The organism is Marinicauda sp. Alg238-R41, from assembly GCF_947331485.1.
Classification (GTDB): domain Bacteria; phylum Pseudomonadota; class Alphaproteobacteria; order Caulobacterales; family Maricaulaceae; genus Marinicauda; species Marinicauda pacifica.
Genome location: NZ_CAMZOJ010000003.1, coordinates 215,117 through 236,293, shown reverse-complemented (window position 1 = coordinate 236,293; position 21,177 = coordinate 215,117). Strand labels below are relative to the sequence as shown.

19 protein-coding genes are annotated in these 21,177 nt (G+C 64.4%); all 19 read right to left on the bottom strand.

The features are described 5' to 3' along the window. Positions 1-21: 21 nt before the first annotated feature. Positions 22-585: a ribosome recycling factor gene (frr, locus tag PGP17_RS13110; protein WP_135943643.1), complete on the bottom strand. Its 564-nt coding sequence runs from the start codon at positions 583-585 to the stop codon at positions 22-24. A 42-nt stretch (positions 586-627) separates the two neighbouring features. After that, complete coding sequence (gene pyrH / locus PGP17_RS13105) at positions 628-1,383, bottom strand: UMP kinase (RefSeq protein ID WP_135943642.1); 756 nt, start codon at positions 1,381-1,383, stop codon at positions 628-630. Positions 1,384-1,465: 82 nt separating this feature from the next. Beyond that, complete coding sequence (gene tsf, locus PGP17_RS13100; protein WP_135943641.1) at positions 1,466-2,407, bottom strand: translation elongation factor Ts; 942 nt, start codon at positions 2,405-2,407, stop codon at positions 1,466-1,468. 42 nt (positions 2,408-2,449) lie between these two features. Then, positions 2,450-3,322 (bottom strand): 30S ribosomal protein S2, encoded by an 873-nt coding sequence (gene rpsB / locus PGP17_RS13095; protein WP_270375800.1) that lies wholly within the window; start codon positions 3,320-3,322, stop codon positions 2,450-2,452. Between the two features lie 329 nt (positions 3,323-3,651). Next, entirely contained in the window at positions 3,652-7,101 is a 3,450-nt protein-coding gene (gene dnaE / locus PGP17_RS13090) for a DNA polymerase III subunit alpha (RefSeq protein WP_270375799.1), read from the bottom strand. A 287-nt stretch (positions 7,102-7,388) separates the two neighbouring features. After that, on the bottom strand, positions 7,389-8,084 hold the full coding sequence (locus PGP17_RS13085) for an ABC transporter ATP-binding protein (RefSeq protein ID WP_270375798.1): 696 nt from the start codon (positions 8,082-8,084) through the stop codon (positions 7,389-7,391). Then, positions 8,077-9,390, bottom strand: a complete 1,314-nt coding sequence (locus PGP17_RS13080) for a lipoprotein-releasing ABC transporter permease subunit (protein WP_270375796.1) — start codon at positions 9,388-9,390, stop codon at positions 8,077-8,079. Before PGP17_RS13080 ends, PGP17_RS13085 begins: the two co-directional genes overlap by 8 nt. 89 nt (positions 9,391-9,479) lie before the next feature. Beyond that, a complete protein-coding gene (locus PGP17_RS13075; protein ID WP_135943636.1) occupies positions 9,480-9,830 on the bottom strand; it encodes a DUF1467 family protein in 351 nt (116 codons plus the stop codon). Next, positions 9,827-10,255: a methylmalonyl-CoA epimerase gene (gene mce / locus PGP17_RS13070; RefSeq protein WP_270375795.1), complete on the bottom strand. Its 429-nt coding sequence runs from the start codon at positions 10,253-10,255 to the stop codon at positions 9,827-9,829. Before mce ends, PGP17_RS13075 begins: the two co-directional genes overlap by 4 nt. Before the next feature lie 12 nt (positions 10,256-10,267). After that, positions 10,268-11,881, bottom strand: a complete 1,614-nt coding sequence (locus tag PGP17_RS13065; protein ID WP_442915168.1) for a ribonuclease J — start codon at positions 11,879-11,881, stop codon at positions 10,268-10,270. A 56-nt stretch (positions 11,882-11,937) separates the two neighbouring features. After that, positions 11,938-12,717, bottom strand: a complete 780-nt coding sequence (locus PGP17_RS13060; protein ID WP_270375792.1) for a type III pantothenate kinase — start codon at positions 12,715-12,717, stop codon at positions 11,938-11,940. Positions 12,718-12,729: 12 nt separating this feature from the next. Further along, positions 12,730-13,476, bottom strand: a complete 747-nt coding sequence (locus PGP17_RS13055; RefSeq protein ID WP_270375791.1) for a biotin--[acetyl-CoA-carboxylase] ligase — start codon at positions 13,474-13,476, stop codon at positions 12,730-12,732. After that, positions 13,466-14,923: an NADH-quinone oxidoreductase subunit NuoN gene (nuoN, locus tag PGP17_RS13050; protein WP_135943632.1), complete on the bottom strand. Its 1,458-nt coding sequence runs from the start codon at positions 14,921-14,923 to the stop codon at positions 13,466-13,468. The genes PGP17_RS13055 and nuoN overlap by 11 nt, the downstream gene beginning before the upstream one ends. 21 nt (positions 14,924-14,944) lie before the next feature. Next, positions 14,945-16,453, bottom strand: a complete 1,509-nt coding sequence (locus tag PGP17_RS13045) for an NADH-quinone oxidoreductase subunit M (RefSeq protein ID WP_375283739.1) — start codon at positions 16,451-16,453, stop codon at positions 14,945-14,947. A 10-nt stretch (positions 16,454-16,463) separates the two neighbouring features. Further along, entirely contained in the window at positions 16,464-18,602 is a 2,139-nt protein-coding gene (nuoL, locus tag PGP17_RS13040; RefSeq protein WP_270375788.1) for an NADH-quinone oxidoreductase subunit L, read from the bottom strand. An 8-nt stretch (positions 18,603-18,610) separates the two neighbouring features. Beyond that, positions 18,611-18,922 carry an NADH-quinone oxidoreductase subunit NuoK gene (gene nuoK / locus PGP17_RS13035; RefSeq protein ID WP_270375787.1) on the bottom strand — a complete coding sequence of 104 codons (312 nt, stop codon included), beginning with the start codon at positions 18,920-18,922 and terminating at the stop codon, positions 18,611-18,613. After that, positions 18,922-19,530, bottom strand: coding sequence for an NADH-quinone oxidoreductase subunit J (locus PGP17_RS13030; protein ID WP_135943628.1), 609 nt, complete (start codon positions 19,528-19,530; stop codon positions 18,922-18,924). Before PGP17_RS13030 ends, nuoK begins: the two co-directional genes overlap by 1 nt. Before the next feature lie 84 nt (positions 19,531-19,614). Continuing rightward, positions 19,615-20,103 (bottom strand): NADH-quinone oxidoreductase subunit NuoI, encoded by a 489-nt coding sequence (nuoI, locus tag PGP17_RS13025; RefSeq protein WP_135943627.1) that lies wholly within the window; start codon positions 20,101-20,103, stop codon positions 19,615-19,617. A 17-nt stretch (positions 20,104-20,120) separates the two neighbouring features. After that, positions 20,121-21,176, bottom strand: a complete 1,056-nt coding sequence (nuoH, locus tag PGP17_RS13020) for an NADH-quinone oxidoreductase subunit NuoH (protein ID WP_270375786.1) — start codon at positions 21,174-21,176, stop codon at positions 20,121-20,123. Between the last annotated feature and the right edge of the window lies 1 nt (position 21,177).

Below are 21,177 nucleotides of genomic sequence, written 5' to 3'. Positions count from 1 at the left end.
CTCCTGACCCGGTACCCGGTGTCAGACTTGCATGATCTCTTCCTGCTTCGACTTCAGAAGCTGGTCGATTTGTTCGATGCTCGCGTCGGTGGATTTCTGGACCTGGTCGGCGAGCTTCTTGTGCTCGTCCTCACCGATCTCGCCATCCTTTTCCGCGCGCTTGAGCGCGTCCATTCCGTCGCGCCGCACATTGCGGACCGCGACGCGCGCCTGCTCCGAATAATTGCCGGCCGTCTTGGCCAGTTCCTGGCGCCGCTCTTCGTTGAGCGGCGGAATCGGGATCCGCAGCAGCGTGCCCTCAACTACGGGATTCAGTCCCAGAGACGAGTTGCGGATTGCCTTGTCGACGGCGCCGACCAGCGACTTGTCCCAGACCTGAACCGACAACATGCGCGCATCCGGCGTCGACACGGTGCCGACCTGGGAGATCGGTGTGAGAGAGCCGTAGGCATCGACCTTGATCGGATCCAGCAGGCTCGAATGGGCGCGGCCGGTCCGCAGGCCGGAGAATTCCTTCTTGAGCGCCTCGACCGCGCCTTCCATGCGCCGCTTGATGTCTTTCAGATCGAAATTCGCTGTCGTCATCGAATATATCCTTCCCGCTTGTCTTGTCTCTCGGGCCCGGTTCTAGGCCGGTTTGCCCACGACCGTCGAGACACCCTTGCCGTCCAGCACATTGGCAAGCCCGCCGGTTTCAAGAATGTTGAACACCACGATGGGGATCTGGTTGTCGCGCATCAAAGTCACGGCCGAAGCGTCCATGACCTTCAGGTCCTTGGCCAGCACATCGATATAGTCGAGGCTCTCGAAGCGCTTGGCATTGGGGTTCTTGCGCGGATCGTCATCGTAGACTCCGTCCACCTGCGTGCCCTTGAACAAGGCCTCGCAGCCCATCTCTGCCGCGCGCAACGCCGCAGCGGTGTCGGTGGTGAAGAACGGATTGCCCGTCCCGGCCGCGAAAATGACCACGCGGCCTTTCTCCATGTGCCGGATGGCGCGCCGCCGGATATAGGGCTCGCAGATCGTCATCATCGGGATCGCCGACTGCACGCGCGTGGGCACGCCGCTGCGCTCGAGCGCAGTCTGCATGGCCAGGGCGTTCATGATCGTGGCCAGCATGCCCATGTAGTCGGCTGCCGCCCGGTCCATCCCCTTGGCCGCGGCCGAAAGCCCGCGGAAGATGTTGCCGCCGCCGATGACCAGGCACAGCTCGTAGCCGGCATTGACCGCCTGGCCGACTTCGCCGGCAATGCGCTCGGCGGTCTCCATGTCGATGCCGTAATTTTGCGAGCCCATCAGGGCTTCGCCCGAAATCTTCAGCAGGACCCGCCGATAGGGACCGGACGGTACGGGGCGGATAATGTCCTCAGAGTCGTCGCTCACGATGTCGTTCCCCGCACTTTTCTCGCCACCATACAGACTACGGGCGCTGGCAGACTCGCTGCCAACGCCCGCGCACCATAGCCTAGGATTTGGAAACTGCAGCCACTTCCGCGGCGAAGTCTTCCTCTTTCTTCTCGACGCCTTCACCGAGCACCATGCGCTCGAAGCCGGCGAACTGGATCGGAGCGCCGACATCGGCTTCCGCATCCTTGATCGCCTGTTCGACCGACTTGTCCTGGTCGAAGACGAAGGGTTGCTTGAGCAGAACCACTTCTTCGAAGAACTTGCGCAGGCGGCCTTCCACCATCTTCTCGATGATGTTGTCCGGCTTGCCCGAGGCGCGCGCCTGATCGGCGAACACTTCGCGTTCCTTGTTCACGACCGCAGGATCGAGATCCTCGACCGTCGAGGCGAGCGCAACGGCCGGCGCACCGGCCGCCACGTGCATCGCGATCTTGCGGCCAAGCTCTTCCAGCTTTCCGGCATCGCCTTCCGACTGGAGCGCGACCAGAACGCCGATCTTGCCCATATTGTCAGCCATCGCGTTGTGAACATAGGTCGCCACAACGCCTGCATCGACGCTCAAGGCTGCCATGCGGCGCAGCGACATGTTCTCGCCGATCGTGGCGATCAGGCTGGTCAGGGCGTCGGTGACGCTCGCACCGGAAGCGGTCTTGGCTTGCGACAGCTTGCCGACCTCGCCGGCTTCGATCGCCAGCTCGGCGATCTCGCGCACGGCGGTCTGGAACTTCTCGTTACGCGCCACGAAGTCGGTTTCGGCGTTCACTTCAACCGCAGCGGCGGCCATGCCTTTGCCGCTCTTTGCCGACGCCACCGCAACAAGGCCTTCGGCGGCCACGCGATCGGCTTTCTTGGCGGCCTTGGACAGACCCTTCTTGCGCAGCCAGTCGACGGCAGCCTCGATGTCGCCATCGGTTTCCGTCAGCGCTTTCTTGGCGTCCATCATGCCTGCACCGGTCATGTCACGCAGTTCTTTAACCAGGGAGGCCGAGATCTGGGCCATGGGGAGGTCTCCTGTTTGTTCAGATGCGACGACGGCCGCGTATTAGGACTTGGCGTCTTCGGCCGGAGCTTTTTCAGACGCTGCGCCTTCAGGGGACGCTTCGGCCTGAGCGGCTTCGGTCGGAGTTTTTTCAGCCGGAGCTTCCTCGACCGGGGCCTCCTTGGACAGCGCCGGTTCGACCGGAGCTCCGGACTCGCCAAGATCCATGCCGAATGCCGCCTGGCTGTCGGAGATGCCGTCGAGCACCGCATCGGCAATCAGGTCGCAGTAGAGCGCCAGGGCGCGCGCCGCGTCGTCATTGGCCGGGATCGGATAGTCGATCGGATCCGGGTCGCTATTGGTATCGACGATCGCGATGACCGGAATGTTCAGGCGCTTGGCTTCCTGGATGGCGATCGATTCCTTGTTGGTATCGATCACGAACATCAGGTCCGGCGTGCCGCCCATTTCCTTGATGCCGCCCAGCGAACGCTCGAGCTTCTCGCGCTCACGGGTCAGGTTCAGGATTTCTTTCTTGGTCAGACCCTGCGGGCCGCCTTCGCGGTCCAGCAGCTCTTCCAGTTCGCGCAGGCGCGCGATGGAATGGGAGATGGTCTTCCAGTTGGTCAGCGTGCCGCCGAGCCAGCGGTGATTCATGTAGTACTGGGCGCAGCGCTGCGCAGCCTGTGCGAGCGGCTCGGACGCCTGGCGCTTGGTGCCGACGAACAGGACGCGGCCACCACCGGCGGCAACTTCACGTACCTTGACCAGAGCCTGGTGCAGCAGCGGCACGGTCTGGGACAGGTCGATGATGTGAATGTTGGAACGCTCGCCAAAGATGAAGGGCTTCATCTTCGGGTTCCAGCGGTGGGTCTGGTGACCGAAGTGCGCACCGGCTTCGAGCAGCTGGCGCATGGAGAATTCGGGAAGGGCCATATCGTTTTTCCTTTTCCGGTTGGCCTCCACAGGGCGGAGTCGCGGACCGGCAAGCCGGGCCGAAACACCGGAAAACGACGTGAACCATTCACGCCGATGCCCCGTGTGTGGAATCGCGCGCGCTTATACGAGCTACGCGGCTCTGCGGCAAGCCGTCGAACCGCTTTCACTCAAGCGCTGTGCAGCCTAGCGTCCAATTGAATGTAACGGCCACGCCACCGGACGAAGCCGTAAAGCAACCCTGCCCCGGTGCAAACCCTGAAAACACCGCGCGCCGCCCGGCTGCCGGAAGCAAGGCTCGCTTCCATCTGGCCGCGTGGCGCAAGGGATCAGAGCGTCTCCACCTCAAGCACGCCGCCCACCTGCTTGAGCGCGGCGCGCGTGGCAGGGTCGATTGCGTGCTGGCCGGCCAGACGCACTTCGGCGATCTGTCCGTCGCTCAGCCCGAGCCGGATATGGACACCGCCGCGCGGCACACCCTCGCGCTCGTTGGCCCGGTCGAGGCGGCTGCGAATCTGGTCGAGGGCGCCAGGGTCTTCGAGGTGCACGCGCATGCCGTCACCGGCATGCTCGACCGCGAACGGATCGAGGGTTTCCGCGCCCTCAATGATCAGCCGGATCTCGCCATCGTTATCTTCGATCTTGGCGGTGACCATGACCGCCGCGCCCGGTTCGAGCACGTCGCGGATGTCGGCGAGAATCTTGGGCGGAACGAGCGCCTCGAACTCACCGGACGGGTCGGAAAGCGTCAGGAAGGCAAACTTGTCGCCCGAGCGCTGCGAGACCTTTTCCTGGCGCCGCCGGACGACGCCGGCAAGCCTGGCTGCGCGGGCGCCCTCAGCCGCCCTCGCCGGCAGATCGGCAAACAGGGAGACGCCGCGCTTGGCCAGCGCCGGACGCATGTCGTCGAGCGGGTGGCCTGACAGGTAAAACCCGATCGCGGACAATTCCTCGTCCAGGCGCTGGACCGGATCCCACGGGTCGGGCTCGCGAAGCGATGGCCTTTCCAGGCTGTCCCCGCCCGCGGCCGGACCGCCGAACAACGAAGCCTGGGCCGATTCCCGTTCACCGTGAGCGCGCTGGGACAACGCAATCAGGGTCTCGGCCGCAGCAAACGCCTTGGCCCGGTCAGGTTCCAGACTGTCGAAGGCCCCCGATCGTGCGAGATTCTCGAAAGCGCGCTTGTTGACCTGGCGCGGATCCACACGCTCAGCAAAATCGAACAGATCCTGGAAGGGACCGCCCGCTTCGCGCACCGCCACCACATGCTCCATGGCGGCAAAGCCGACATTGCGCACTGCGCCGAGCGCATAGAGAATTCGCCCCCCTTCCACCGAGAAATCGGCCCGGGAGGCATTCACATCCGGCGCCTCGACCGAGATCCCCATGCGCCGTGTCTCCTGGAAGAAGACGGCCAGCTTGTCGGTGTTGGTGATATCGAGACTCATCAGCGCCGCCATGAAGGCAACCGGGTGGTTGGCTTTCAGCCAGCCGGTCCGGTAGGCGATGAGCGCGTAGGCGGCCGCGTGCGACTTGTTGAAGCCGTAGCCGGCAAACTCCGCGACCAGGTCGAAGATGAAGTCCGCCTTGGCCTCGTCGACGCCTTTCTCCGCGGCGCCCTGCTTGAAGCGCACACGTTGCTGGTCCATCTCCTCCTTCTTCTTCTTGCCCATGGCACGACGAAGAAGGTCGGCTTCCCCAAGAGAATAGCCGGACAGGATCTGGGCGATCTGCATCACCTGTTCCTGATAGATGATGACGCCGTAGGTCTCCTTGAGCACGCGCTCGAGATCGGGGTGGAGATAATCCGGCTCGGCGCGCCCGAATTTACGGTCGACATAGACGTCGATATTCTTCATCGGGCCGGGGCGATAGAGCGAGATCAGCGCGATCACGTCCTCGATCGTATCCGGCTTCAGCTTCTTGAGCGTGTCGCGCATGCCCGAGCTTTCCAGCTGGAACACGCCGATGGACCCGCCCGATGCCAGAAGCTCGTAGGTCGCCGGGTCGTCGAAGCCCAGCGTGTCCATGTCGATCACGCCGCCGCCATCGCCCTCGATATACTTGATCGCGCGGGCGATCACGGTGAGCGTTTTCAGACCGAGAAAGTCGAACTTGACCAGGCCGGCCGGCTCGACCCATTTCATGTTGAACTGGGTCGCAGGAAGCTCGGACCGCGGATCCTGATAGAGCGGGACGAGTTCGGTCAGCGGGCGGTCCCCGATCACCACGCCGGCCGCGTGCGTGGACGCGTTGCGGAGCAGGCCCTCCAGCTGGAGCGCGACGGTGATAAGCCGGTCCACCGCCTCGTCCTCGCGCCGCATCTGGCCCAGCTTGGCCTCGCTTTCGACCGCTTCGGCCAGCGTGACCGGCTGCGCCGGGTTGTTCGGAATCTGCTTGGCGATCCGGTCGACCACCGGGAAGGGTAGCTGCAGCACACGGCCGACATCGCGCACCACGGCGCGCGCCTGGAGCGAACCGAATGTGATGATCTGGGCGACCCGGTCCGCGCCGTAGCGATCCTTCACATAGCGGATCACCTCCCCGCGCCGCTCCTGGCAGAAGTCGATGTCGAAGTCCGGCATCGACACGCGTTCCGGGTTCAGGAAGCGTTCGAACAGCAGGCCGAAGCGCAGCGGATCGAGATCGGTAATCGTCAGCACCCAGGCAACCAGCGAACCGGCGCCCGACCCCCGGCCCGGCCCCACGGGAATGTCGTGCGCCTTCGCCCACTGGATGAAGTCCGAAACGATCAGGAAATAGCCGGGAAAGCCCATCCCCTCGATGATGGAAAGCTCGTGCTCGAGACGCTGGTCGTAGACTTCCCGCTCGGCCGACGGGGCGACCTTGGACAGGCGGGCATCGAGGCCTTCGCGCGCCCTGACGCGCAACTCCTCAGCCTCGTCGCGATCACCCTCGCTCGGGAAACGCGGCAGAATAGGGTCACGGGTGACTGGGCGATACGAACATCGGCGCGCGATCTCGATCGTGTTTTCAATGGCTTCTGGCAGATCCTTGAACAGGCCGGCCATCGCGCCAGGCGATTTGAAATCGTGTTCGGGCGTCAGCTTTCGCCGGTCGTCGACCGTGACATACGTGCCCCCGGCGATGCACAGGAGCGCGTCGTGAGCCTGGTAGTCCTTGGGCTCGGGAAAATACGCTTCGTTCGTCGCAACCAGTGGCAAGGCACGCGAATACGCCTCGCGGACGAGGACGGCCTCGGCTTTCAACTCTTCCGGCCGCCCGTGGCGCTGGAGTTCCACATAGAGCCGGTCGCCGAACGCCTCGTGAAGCCCCGAGAGCAAGTCGAGCGCGGGGCCGTCCCGCCCCTCGGCCAGCAGCCGGTTCAGGGCACCGTCCGGCCCGCCGGTCAGGCAGATCAGACCGGCATTGAGGGCAAGTACGGATTCGAACGGGACATGGGCCGGTTCGGTCGGGCCGACCTCCAGATAGGCCTTGGAGGATAGCGCCATGAGATTGGCATAGCCGGTCTCGTCCTGGGCCAGCAGGACCAGAGTCCCGTCCGGCTCGGCGCGTTCGCCCGCGCGCACCTCCTCCAGCCGCACCGATAGCGTGACCCCGCAGATGGGCTGGATCGCCTCGCCCGCCATCACCTCGGAAAATTCGAGCGCGCCGAACAAATTGTTCGTGTCGGTCAGCGCGATCGCCGGCATCTCGTACTGGCGGCAGAGCCGCACCATGTCCTTGATCCGCAGCGACCCTTCGAGGAGCGAGTACGGCGAGCGCGTACGCAGATGGATGAAGGGCATGTCGGACATGGGGGCTGACCTGTACTGGACGACGCAACGCGTGAGACCAGCCTAGCCCGACCCCGCCCCCAGGGTCAGCCGGCGAACGCGGCACCCCAGGTCAGGACGGCTCCGATGAAGCCGAAAACGATGACCGCGGACGTGGTTTCCTGAAGCAGTCGACGCATGACTAATCCCCTGTGTTGTTTGCGAAGAACCGAATGTTTCTTGTTTTGTTCTTCCTTGTGTATTCTTCTTTTGTTCCGTCTGTCAACCCGGCTGTATCGATTTGTGGAAAAAATCTGCGGGGTGCGCGTTCAGGCCGTTTTCGGCGCGCAGGCCTCGACCAGTCCGTCGACAAGCGTGACCACCCGGTCCATCCGCTTGGCCAGGGCCAGGTTGTGCGTGGCCACCAGGGCGGCTGCGCCGGCATCGCGGCAGGCGGCGCTGAGCGCATCGAAGACCTGGTCGGACGTGGCCGGGTCCAGATTGCCCGTCGGCTCGTCGGCCAGCACGATCCTGGGATCGTTGACGAGCGCGCGGGCGATCGCCACGCGCTGCTGCTCTCCACCGGAGAGCTGGCCCGGCCGGTGATCCAGACGCCCGCCCAGCCCGAGGCTTTCAAGCCGAACGCGTGCAGCCTCGCGCGCCTCCTTCACCCCGGCGCCGGCAATGCGCCGCGGCAGGGCGACGTTCTCGAGGGCATCAAGTTCAGGCAGCAAGTGATGGAATTGATAGACAAAACCCACTTGGCGCCGGCGGATGGCCGTGCGCATCTTGTCCGGCAGGCTCAACCCGTTCACGCCCTCGATGATCACTTCGCCTGCGGTAGGCTTTTCCAGAAGTGCCGCGGCGTGAAGCAGGGAGGATTTGCCCGAGCCGGACGGTCCCACCAGACCGACGAGCTCGCCGGGGTAGAGATCGAGATCTGCGCCGCGCAATACCTGAAGGCGCTCACCCTCGGTCTCGTAGATGCGGACCAGATTGCGGATCGACAGGGCCGGACTACTCATAGCGCAGCGCCTCCACCGGATCGATGCGGCTTGCCCGCCAGGACGGGGCTAGCGTGGCCAGAAGCGAGGCCAGGAAGGCAAAGAGCGACGCGTAGATCACATCGCTGGCGGCCAGGCGCGCAGGCAGCCGGTAGAGCCGGTACACGCTCGGGTCGAACACGTTCACGCCGAAGACCAGGCTGAAGAAATCCTGGATCGGGCCGATGAACACCACGGCGAGCAGGCCCAGCAGGATGCCGGCAACCGTACCCAGCACACCCAGTGTCGCCCCCGCGATCAGGAAGATGCGCATCACCGCACCCTCGCTCAGCCCCATCGTGCGCAGCACCGCCACGTCGCGGCTCTTGTTCTTCACCAGCATGACCAGGCCGGAAATGATGTTCATCGCCGCGATCAGCACGATGATCGACAGCACGATGCGCATCATGTTGCGCTCCACTTGCAGCGCGTCCCAGAACTGGCGGTTCTGCTCGCGCCAGTCGCGCACGACCGCGTTGGGATAGAGGGTGCGCAGCTGGTTGACCACAGGGTCGGGGTCGCCGGGATTGTCGATCCGCACCTCAATCCGGTCCGGCCCGTCGCGGTTGAAGAAGACCATGGCCTGCTCGATGGGCATCAGCACCAGAATGGCGTCCACATCATGAATGCCGACCGAGGCGACCGCTCCGACGCGGTATGTTTTCTGACGCGGCAGTGTACCCATCGGGGTCGCGGCGCCCTGGGGCGAGATCAGGCGCACATCGCCATCGACCGAGACGCCGAGCTGGGCGGCAATCTGCGAACCGATGATCACATCGTCGCCGCCATTATGCCCCTCGCCAAACCCCTCGATGGAGCCCGCGAACTGGCCCTGGGTGAAGGCGGCGTCGCGACCCTCGCCTTCCTGGAAAAGACTGAAGCGGGAGAGGTCCTGCGGCCGCACGCCGACCACCTGCGCGAAGGAGGCCCGCCGCCCCGAGGTCAGCAGCCCCTGCCCGTCCACGACCGGCCCGGCATAGTTCACGCCGTCCAGGCCATTGATCTCGCTCAGCATGGCGTCGAGATCGCCGGTCTCCACATCGGCCGAGTAGACATAGATATGCGCCTGCACGCCGAGAAGGCGGCTCAGAAGTTCGTGGCGGAAGCCGTTCATCACGCTCATCACGGCGATCAGGGCGCCGACCGCGAGCATGATGCCGACAAAGGAGATGACCGAGATCAGCGTGACCCCGCCATGGACGCGCTTGGTGCGCAGATAGCGGAAGGCGAGCATGAACTCGAACGCGCTGAACGCACCTGCGCCGCCAGAAGAGTGAGAGCCGGCCATGAAGCACGCCTTCTATCGGTCTTGCGCGGGGAAAATTCAGGTTCTCAGCCGGTTTAGACTGTTCGCCCTGATTCCGGCAAGGCTGTGAGCTACCCGCTCACCGGATTGGGCAGAAAGAATTGTCCGACCGGGATCAGGCCAAACTCGAACACCACGAAATAGACCAGCCACAGGCAGGCCATCACCACAGAGGTGAGCCAGGCCTTGCGCTTCAGACCGGGATCGACCGGCGCTCCCGGCTCGGACCCCGCCACGATCTCTCCGGTCTCGTGCTGCCCGGTGATCTGCAGCGGCAGGACGGCGAACAGCACCGTCCACCAGCCGATCAGGTAGACAACCAGGCCGTTGACGAAGCCGACCCCGCCATTGCGGATGAAGAGCTGGGAGACCAGAATCGCGGCAGCAAGGGCCACGACCAGGATTTGCAGGGCGCGGGTCACGCGTGTTCGCCTTCCGGCTCTTGCATCAGCTCGACCAGGACGCCGCCCGTATTCTTGGGGTGGACGAAGATGACCGGCACGCCATGCGCCCCGGTATAGGGTTCGCCGGTACCCAGAATGGTCGCGCCGCGCTCGCGCATCGCGTCGCGAGCGGCAATGATGTCGGGCACCTCGAAGCACATATGGTGCTGGCCGCCCTTGGGGTTCTTCTCGAGGAATTTGTGGATCGGGCTGGCGGCGCCCAGCGGCTCGATCAATTCGATCTGCATATTGGGGATGCGCACGAAGATGACCTTCACGCCAAGCTTGGGCAGCTCGATCGGGTCGCTCGCCTCGTCCGCGCCGTACAGCTCGCGATAGGTCCTGGCCGCCGCCTCGACATCCGGCGTGGCCACACCGACATGGTTCAGTCGTCCGATCTTCATGCTCGCTCTCCCTCAGGCGCTCAGCGCCATGATTTCAACGATGGGCTTCTTGCCCCAGATCCGGTCGGCTTCCCGGCGCACCGCCCGGCGCAGCGCTTCCTCGATCGTTTCCAGATCGCGGCGCTCCTTCTTGCCGAGACCATCGAACGCCCGCTCGGCCGCATCGGCAAGGGCATCCAGGAAATCGTCCAGGTCGAATTCACTGCTGTCGGGCAGGCCGATGCCGCGCACGTCCGGGCCGGCAATCAGTTGACCGCGCGGGTCTACGGATACCGCCAGCGTCACGATGCCGGCATGAGACAGCTTGCGGCGTTCACGGATCGACTCCGCCTGGGCATCGACCAGGAATTTACCGTCCAGGTGCAGACGCCCGGCCGGCGCCTCGTCGACGATCTCCGCTCCGTCCCGCGTGATGCGGATGATCGCACCATTGTGCGGCGTCAGCGTGTGGGGCACGCCCAGCGAGCTGGCCAGCGCAGCGTGCTCGATCAGGTGGCGGCGCTCGCCATGCACGGGGATCGCCACATTCGGCCGCGCCCATTCATACATCTGGCGCAGCTCGTCCCGGCACGGATGGCCGGAGACGTGCACGTGGCGGTCCTTCTCGGTGATGATCTTCACGCCGCGCGACGCCAGCTGGTTCATCAGCTCGAAAATCCCCTTCTCATTGCCCGGGATGATCCGCGAGGAGAAGATCACGGCATCGCCGTCATTCAGGGTGACGTTGCGGTGGCTGTTGGTCGCAATGCGCGACAACGCCGCGCGCGGTTCGCCCTGGCTGCCGGTGCACAGATAGAGGATCTTGTCGTGCGGGAAATAGCCCGCCTCCTCTTCCTCCACGAAGGGCTGGGTCGCAGACAGCATGCCCACTGCCTTCGCGGCGGCGGTCATGCGGTGCATCGACCGGCCCACCAGGCAGACCCGGCGGCCATTGGCCTCGGCGGCCTCGATGGCGGTCTGCAGACGCGCGACATTCGACGCGAAGGCGGCGATCGCGACCCGGCCGGTCTGTTCTCCGACCAGCTCGATCAGGCTGTCGCGTACGCCCAGCTCCGACCCGGCCTCGCCGGGCGTGAAGACATTGGTGCTGTCGCACACCATCGCCATCACGCCTTCGTCGGCCAGGGCCTCGATTGCCGCCACGTCGGTGGACTCGCCCAGCAGCGGGTCGGCATCGATCTTCCAGTCGCCGGTATGCAGCACCAGCCCGGCGGGCGTGCGGATGGCGAGCCCATTCGGCTCGGGAATGGAGTGGGTCAGCGTGATCATCTGCAGGTCGAACGGCCCGATCTCGAACCGGCTGGAGAGCCCGATCTCGTGAACCTCGGCCTTCTTCAGCAGGCCCCGCTCCGCCAGCCGGTCGCGCATCAACCAGGCGGTAAACGGGGTCGCGTAGATCGGGCAGCGCAGGCGCTCCCACATATGGGCGACTGCGCCCATATGATCCTCGTGGCCGTGCGTCAGCACGATGCCGAGCAGGTCTTCGCTGCGCTCCTCGATGAATTTCGGATCGGGCAGGATCACGTCGATGCCCGGTGTCGACAGATCGCCGAAGGTGACCCCGAAGTCGACGATGAGCCATTTGCGATCCTCTTCCGGCCCGTAGCCGTAGAGGTTCAGGTTCATCCCGATTTCTCCGGACCCGCCAAGCGGTACGAAATAAAGCGCGTCCTTGTCCGCCGTCACGTCACCTTGCCTTTGTTACGCTGCCAGATTTGGTAAAGTCCCCGGATCGTCACGTCCGGGTCGTAATGCTCGATCGAGGTCGAGGCGCCTTCGAAGAGAGACGCGACCCCGCCAGTCCCGATCACCGTCATCGGTTCGCCGTACTCGTCACGAACCCGCGCGATCAGACCGTCGATGAGGTCGATATAGCCCCAGAAGACCCCCGATTGCATGGCGCCCACTGTGTTTTTTCCGATCACGCGGTCGGGGCGCTCGATCGCGATGCGCGGCAGGCGCGCCGCCGCGCTGTGAAGCGCCTGCATGGACAGGTTGATCCCGGGCGCGATGACCCCGCCTTCGAAGGCCCCGTCGGCCGAAACGACATCGAGCGTGGTCGCAGTCCCGGAGTCCACGATGATCAGCGCTCCGTCATATTTCGCCCGGCAGCCCACGGCGTTCACCAGCCGGTCCGCACCCGCCTCGGAGGGCTTGTCGATGCGCACCTCCACGCCGAGATCGACTTCGGGCGTGCCGATGACCATCGGCGCCACGCCGATATAGCGCCGCGACAGGTTGCGCAGGTTGAACAGGGACTGGGGTACGACCGAGGAGATGATGCAGTCGGTCAGGTCGCTGACCGTCAGGCCCTTCATCTCCAGAAGTGCCGACAGCCAGACCGCGTATTCGTCAGCGGTCCGCGTCGTGTGCGTGGCCGAGCGCCATTCGGCGATCCAGCGTTCGCCGTCATGCACGGCAAACAGCGTATTGGTATTACCCTCGTCGATTGCCAGCAGCATGACGCTACATCCTTATGATCGGCCCGCCATCGGGAAAAACACGTCACCGGCCGCAATATAGCGTCTCGTGCCATCGGCCAAATCAAGTCTGAGCCGGCCATCGGGCGTGAGATCGGCGAAGACGCCGGTCAGCGTCTCCTGATCCAGGCGGACCTCGCACCGTTCGCCCAGCCCGTGCACCCGCGCCAGCCAGGCATCGCGCAACGGGGCGAAGCCGTGATCGCGCCACCGTTCGAACCAGGTCTGAAATCGAGCGGCCAGAATCTGTACCGCCGCCTCGGGCGACAGCGTGTCTGCATGCACCGACAGGTCGGTCGCGGGCCGCTCTGTGCCTTCCGGGTGACTGGCCAGGTTGATCCCGATGCCGACGGCGAGCCAGAGCCTGCGGTCGGGCAGCGAGCCGGACTCCAGAAGAATGCCGGCGCATTTCGCTCCGCCGATCAACACATCATTGGGCCATTTCAGAGTCACGAGCGCCGGATCGACTCCGGCCGCAAGTGCAACCTCGCCGACGGCCAGGGCCGCTGCAAAGGAGAGCTGCGCCGCGCGCTCGGTCCCGGTGTCGAGCGTATAGAGCCCGGTGGAGAACAGATTGCCGCCCGCATCACTCCAGGCCCGCCCGCGGCGTCCCCGCCCCGCGCTCTGCCGGTCCGCGTGGATCCAGATCGGGCCGCGCTCGCCGGCCAGCGCCCGGCGGCGGGCCTCTTCATTGGTGGAATCGACCTCGCTGAGGTGCGCGAAGCGCAGATCAGCCGCCAATCCCGCCCCCGGCCCGGATGACCTGAGCAAACAGCAGCGCCACGAAGGGCAGAAGCACGACGGTGGACAGGCCGGCAATGCGGGTCACCGCCGCCACCCCTGCCGGGGCCGGCAGGAATTCCCCGCGCGGCTCGTCGAACCAGACCCGCTTCAGGATGGCGAGATAGTAGGAGATCGACACAATCGAGAAGAGCGCGCCGACGACCGCGAGCCAGATCAGCCCGGCCTCGACCGCGGCGTAGAACACGAACAGCTTGCCGAAGAAGCCGACCAGGAAGGGCATGCCGCCGATCGACAGCAGCAGGCCGGTGATCGCCAGACCGAGGCCCGGATTGGTCTGGGCCAGGCCGGACAGGTCTTCGACGCGCTCGACCATGCCTTCCGACCGGCGCATCGAGAGGATCACGCCGAACGTCCCGGCGACGCCGACGATGTAGAGCGTCATGTAGAGCAGCACAGCCCAGACGCCGATCTGCGTCCCCGAGGCCAGGCCGACGAGCACGTAGCCCATGTTGGCAATCGAGGAATAGGCCATCAGGCGCTTGATGTTGGACTGCATGAGTGCGCCGAACGCGCCAATCCCCATGGACAGGATGGCCAGCACGATCACGATCTGCTGCCACTGATCGGCCATCGCGGCGAAGGGCTCGGTCAGGACGCGCGCGATCAGCACCATCGCGGCGAGCTTTGGCGCGGTGGCGAAGAAGGCTGCCACCGGCGTCGGCGCCCCCTCATAGACGTCCGGGGTCCACATATGGAACGGCGCTGCGGAAACCTTGAATGCGAGGCCGGAGAGCAGGAAGACCAGACCGAAGAGCAAGCCAAGCGAGTCCGGATCGCTCTCGGCCGCCGCGGCGATAGCCGCAAAACTCGTTCCGCCGGCAAAGCCGTAGACCAGCGATGCGCCGTACAGCAGCAGCCCCGACGAGAGTGCGCCCAGCACGAAATACTTCAGCCCGGCTTCGGACGCGCGCTGGCTGTCACGGTTGAAGGCGGCCAGGATGTAGAGCGCGAGCGACTGCATCTCGAGGCCGAGATAGAGCGTCATCAGGTCGTTGGACGACACCATCAGCGACATGCCGGTCACGGCCAGAACGATCAGGACCGGGTATTCGAACCGCGCGAGCTTTTCGGTCTCCAGATAGTTGATAGCCAGGATCATAGCGACGATGGCCGCCAGATAGATCGCCGACTTGGCATAGAGCGAGAAGGTGTCGTGGATGAACGCACCTTCGAAGGCCGTGGTCGAAACGCCGGTCGACAGCAGCATCGACGCGATGGCCGCCGCCGCCAGCAGCCCGATCGCAAGCCAGCTTACCAGACGGGCGACCTTCAGCTCGTCCTTGCCCGCGAAGACGCCGACCATCAACAGCACCATGGCGCCGATCGCAAGGATCAGTTCCGGCGTCATCAGACTGAGATCGGCCAGAAGGGTTTGCACGGTCATGACGGGAGCCTTGCTTCGAGCTTACTGAACCGGCGCGGCGAGCGCGCCCTGGTACTGATTGATGAGGGCGTTGACCGAGGCTTCGGTCATCTCGGTGATCGGCGTGGAGAAGAAGCCGAGATAGATCGCCAGCACGGCGAGCACGCCGAGATTGATCCATTCGCGGGCATTCAGGTCCGTGGCCACTTCCAGCTTGGTGTTGGTCAGTTCGCCGAACACGACCTTCTTGTACATGGTCAGCATGTACATCGCGGAGCCGATCACGCCCAGGGCTGCGCCGGCCGCCACCCACGGAGCGACCTGGAAGGCGCCGGTCATGACCATGATCTCGCCGATGAAGCCGGATGTGCCGGGAAGACCCACATTGGCCATCGCGAACAGGCCGAAGAAGACGGCAAAGACCGGCATCTTGTGCACGAGACCGCCGTAGAAGCCGATATCGCGGGTGTGGAAGCGGTCATAGATGACGCCGACGCACAGGAAGAGCGCACCCGACACCAGCCCGTGGGAGAACATCTGGTAGATCGCGCCCTGCACGCCGAGCTCGGTCATCGTGAACACGCCGATCGTCACATAGCCCATGTGGGCGATGGAGGAATACGCAATCAGCTTCTTGATGTCGGTCTGCCGGAACGCCACGAGCGAGGTGTAGACGATGGCGATCACCGAAAGCGCGAAGACCATCGGCGCGAAGAACTCGCTGGCCTGCGGGAACATCGGCAGGGAGAAGCGCAGGAAGCCGTAGCCGCCCAGCTTCAGCAGGATACCGGCCAGGATGACCGACCCGGCCGTCGGCGCCTGGACGTGCGCGTCGGGCAGCCAGGTGTGGACCGGCCACATCGGCATCTTCACCGCGAAGGACGCGAAGAAGGCGAGCCACATCCACATCTGCGCCGTGCGCCCGAACTCGTAGGTCAGCAGCTGCGTGATGTCCGTCGTCCCTGCCTGGGCATACATGGTGATCATCGCGATCAGCATCAGCACCGAGCCGGCAAACGTGAACAGGAAGAACTTGAACGCGGCATAGATCCGGTTCTGGCCGCCCCACACCCCGATGATCAGGAACATCGGGATGAGCGAGCCCTCGAACAGGATGTAGAACAAGATCAGGTCGAGTGCGCAGAACAGGCCGATGACCAGCATTTCCAGCAGGAGGAAGGCGGCCATGTACTCGGCGACGCGCTTTTCGAGTTTCCAGCTCGCCAGGATGCAGATCGGCATCAACATGGCCGTCAGCAGGACGAACAGCACCGACAGGCCGTCCACGCCCATCCGGTAGGAGATTCCCACCTCGGCGAGCCACGCCGCTTCCTCGACGAACTGGAACCCGGCGACGCTCGGGTCGAACTCGACCATGAGCAGCGCGGTCAGCGCGAGCACGAAGAGCGTCACGAACAGCGCCACGCCCTTGGCATTGCGCTCCATCGAGGCCCCGTCCTCTTTGCGCATCAGCGCGCGCAGCACCAGGATGGCGATCGCGCCAAGGCCCGGCAGGAAGGTGATGGTGGTAAGGATTGGAAGCTGACCCAGCATTTTTGTCTTACACCCCGGCGCGCAGAACAAGCCACAGGGTCAGTCCGAGGACCCCGATCAGCATGATGAAGGCATAGTGGTAGAGATAACCGGTCTGCATGCGCGCAATGCGCCTGGCTCCGGCCATGACCGTTCCGGCCACCCCGTTCGGGCCCAGCCCGTCGATGATCCGGACATCGCCGATCTTCCAGAACAGATCGCCCAGGCCGCGCGCCCCGCGCACGAAGACGAAATGATAGATCTCGTCGAAATACCACTTGTTCGACAGGAAGGCGTGGATCGGTCCGCCGCGCGCCGCGATGCGGCCAGGCAGCTCGGGCCGCATCAGGTAGAACCAGACAGCGCCCAGGAAGCCCAGGATTGTCACGATCAGCGGCATGAACAGCACCCAGGTCGGCGGATGGTGTCCGCCATGGCCATCGCCATGCTCTTCCGCCTCGCCGTGCTCCGCCGCGGCCTCGCCCGCTGTCGCAGACCCGGTCGTCGCCGCTTCGCCGGAATCACCCGCCACCGCTTCGACCGCGGCGTCGTCGACATGCTCTGCTTCACCTGCCGCATTGGAGACCAGCGGATCGCCGGCATCGCCCGCGCCGTAATTGTATTCGGCGTACGGACCGGCTGGCAGGCTGTCGCCCCAGAAGGTCAGCGCGCCCTTGCCCACGAAGTCGGACTTGAAGGCGGCCCCGGCAAACAGCGCGCCGATGGCGAGCAGCACCAGCGGCACCAGCATGACCGGCGGGGAATCGTGCGCGTGCTTGAGCACTTCAGGATCGCCGCGATACTTGCCGTGGAACGTCATGAAGATCAGGCGCCAGGAATAGAAGCTCGTCAGGCCCGCCGCGATGATGCCGACCCAGAACGCCATCGTTCCGAACGGCACGCCGGCGGCGCCCATCATGAAGGCTTCCTCGATGATCATGTCTTTCGAATAGAAGCCGGCAAAGCCGATGCCCAGGATGGGCAGGCCCACGCCGGTCAGCGCCAGCGTGCCGATGATCATCAGAATCCAGGTCCAGGGCAGCACCTGATAGGTCCCGCCCATCTTGCGCATGTCCTGCTCCTCGTGCAGCCCGTGAATGACCGAGCCGGCGCACAGGAAGAGCAAGGCCTTGAAGAAGGCGTGCGTGAACAGGTGGAACATCGCCGCCGAATAGAGCCCCAGGCCCGCGGCAAAGAACATGTAGCCGAGCTGCGAACACGTCGAATACGCGATCACGCGCTTGATGTCGTTCTGCGCCAGGCCGACCGTGGCGGCAAACAGCGCCGTGGTCGCGCCGATGACGGTGACGAAGGCCGAGGTCGCCGGCGCCAGCTCGAAGATCGGGTGCGCGCGGCACACCAGGAAGACGCCCGCGGTCACCATGGTCGCGGCGTGGATGAGCGCGGAGACCGGCGTCGGGCCTTCCATCGCGTCGGGCAGCCAGACATGGAGGAAGAACTGGGCCGACTTGCCCATCGCGCCGATGAACAGCAGGAAGGCGATCAGCTCGAGCGCGCCGAACTGCAGGCCCAGGAAGCGCAGCTGGCGTCCGGTCTCGCCGGCGGCTTGGGCAAACACCTCGTCGAACTGGACCGAGCCGAACACGAAGAAGATGGCCATGATGCCCAGCGCGAGGCCGAAATCGCCGACCCGGTTGGTCACGAAGGCCTTGATCGCCGCCGCGTTCGCGCTCTCCTTCTTGTACCAGAATCCGATCAGCAGGTAGGAGGCGAGCCCGACGCCTTCCCAGCCGAAGAACATCTGGATGAAGTTGTCCGCCGTCACCAGGGCCAGCATCGCAAAGGTGAACAGCGACAGGTAGGCAAAGAAGCGCGCGCGGTGCGGGTCATGGGACATGTAGCCCCACGAATAGACGTGGACGAGCGAGGAAACGCTCGTCACCACCACCAGCATCACCGCCGACAGCGTGTCCAGCTTGATCGCCCAGCTGACTTCGAAATCGCCCACCGCCATCCAGCGGGCAATCTCCAGCGTGCGAACATTGCCGCCGACAGCCACGTCGAAGAAGGTCACGATCGACAGGATCGCCGACAGGATCAACAGACCCGTCGTGATGATCTGTGCCGCGCGGTCGCCGATCTGCTTTTGCAGGAGCCCTGCAACGATGGCGGCCAGAAGCGGACCGAAGACAATCAGATAGGCCATAGCTGCCCCTAGCCCTTCATCATGTTGACGTGGTCGACGCTGATATCTCCGCGATTGCGGAAGAAGACCACCAGAATGGCGAGACCGACGGCTGCCTCGGCGGCGGCCACGGTCAGGATGAACATGGCGAAGACCTGGCCGGACAGGTCGCCGAGATGAGCGGAGAAGGCGACGAAGTTGATGTTGACCGCCAGCAGCAGCAGCTCGATCGACATCAAGAGGATGATGACGTTCTTGCGGTTCACGAAGATGCCGAACACGCCGAGCGTGAACAGGATCGCCGCAACGGCCAGATAGTGTCCCAGACCGATCTCAAGCATTAGCCGATCCCCTCGCCCGATTTGATGTCGACGACTTCGACCGACTCTTCGCGCGTGCGGCGCACCTGGCGGCCCACATCCTGGCGCTTGGTGCCCTGGCGGTGGCGCAGCGTGAGCACGATCGCGCCCACCATGGCGACCAGCAGCACGAGGCCGGCCAGCTGGAAGAACAGCACGTAGTCGTCATACAGAATGGCGCCGAGCGCCTCGATATTGCTGACCCCTTCCGGCGTCGGCGAGCGCAGCGCGAACTGCGCGGTCTCCGCACTCACCCACAGGCTGCCGATCATCGCCAGCTCGATCGCCATGATCAGCGCGACCAGCCCGCCCAGCGGCAGATAGCTCAGAAAGCCCTGGCGCAGCGCGGCAAAGTCGATGTCCAGCATCATGACGACGAACAGGAAGAGCACCGCGACCGCGCCGACATAGACGATCACCAGGATCATCGCGAGAAACTCGGCGCCCAGCAGGACGAACAGCCCCGCCGCGGAGAAGAAGGCCAGGATCAGGAAAAGAACCGACCGGACCGGGTTGCGCGCGGACACCACCATGAAGGCGGACAGGATCGCTACCGCGGAAAGGACGTAAAAGGCCGCTGCCTGAAGCATGAAGCCCCCCAGTGGGCAAAGCGTTGGGTCTGAACGGCGGAGCGCGTGTGCTCCGTCAGGGATGAGTCGGGCGCCGTAATAGCGCTAGCGGTAACGTGCGTCGAGTTCGAGGTTCCGCGCGATCTCGCGCTCCCACCGGTCGCCGTTCTCCAGAAGCTTCTCCTTGTCGTAGAAGAGCTCCTCGCGGGTCTCGGTGGCATATTCGAAGTTGGGACCTTCGACAATGGCATCCACCGGGCAGGCTTCCTGGCAGTAGCCGCAATAGATGCATTTGACCATGTCGATGTCGTAGCGGGTCGTACGCCGCGAGCCGTCGGCGCGCGGTTCGGCCTCGATGGTGATGGCCTGAGCCGGGCACACCGCCTCGCACAGCTTGCAGGCGATGCAACGCTCTTCCCCGTTTGCGTAGCGGCGCAGCGCGTGCTGGCCGCGGAAGCGTGGGGAGAGATAGCCCTTTTCAAAGGGATAGTTCACGGTCGGCTTCTTGCGGAAGAAATAGTTCATTCCGAGAAAGAAGGCGCCCCAGAAGTCCATCAGGGCCGCACCGCGCAAGGTCTGGGTAATCCGGTTCATGGGTGAAACCGCTCCTATCAAGCGCCAGCGTTGGAGTAGACGACGAAGCCGGCCATCAGCGCCACCGCGGCCAGCGAGGTGGGCAGGAAGACCTTCCAGCCCAGCCGCATCAGCTGGTCGTAGCGGTAGCGGGGCACGAGCGCCTTCACCATCGCGATCATGAAGAACATCAAGAAGACCTTCAGCGCGAACCAGATGACCGGCGGGACCCAGGTCAGCGGGGGCACATCGATCGGCGCGTGCCAGCCACCCAGGAAGAGCACCGTCATCAGGGCGCACATCAGGACGATGTTGAGATATTCCCCGATCATGAACAGCAGGTACGGCGTGGAGGAGTACTCCACCTGGTACCCGGCCACGAGTTCGGATTCAGCTTCCGGCAGGTCGAAGGGCGGCCGGTTGGTCTCGGCCAGCGCGGAGACGAAGAAGATCACGAACATCGGAATGGTGATCAGCACCGCCGGCCACGGCAGCATGTCCAGAGACAGGACGTGCCAGTTCCAGAATCCGCCGCCCTGCGCCTCGACAATCTCGGACAGGTTCAGCGTGCCGGCCATGACGAGGATAGCAACGATCGCGAAGCCGATGGACACCTCGTAGGAGACCATCTGAGCCGCCGAACGCAGCGAGCCGAGGAAGGGGTATTTCGAGTTCGACGCCCAGCCCCCGATGATGATGCCGTACACGCCGAGCGAGGAAATCGCGAAGACGTAGAGTATCCCGACATTCAGGTCGGCAATCACCCAGCCCGGAGCGACCGGGATCACGGCCCAGGAAATGAAGGCCAGCACGAAGGTCATCAGCGGCGCCAGCAGGAAGAGCGGACGGTCCGCCCCGGCCGGCACGATGATTTCCTTCAGCACGAACTTGCCGAAGTCGGCAAAGGACTGAAGCATGCCGAACGGGCCGACGACATTGGGTCCCTTGCGCAGCTGCACCGCCGCCCAGACCTTGCGGTCGAGCAGCAGCAGGAAGGCCAGCGAAACCAGCAGCACGACCATGAAGCCCAGGATCTGGGCCACGGACATGAGCGCGCCGCCAACCGGACCGAACTCTGTGACGAAATCGTTCATC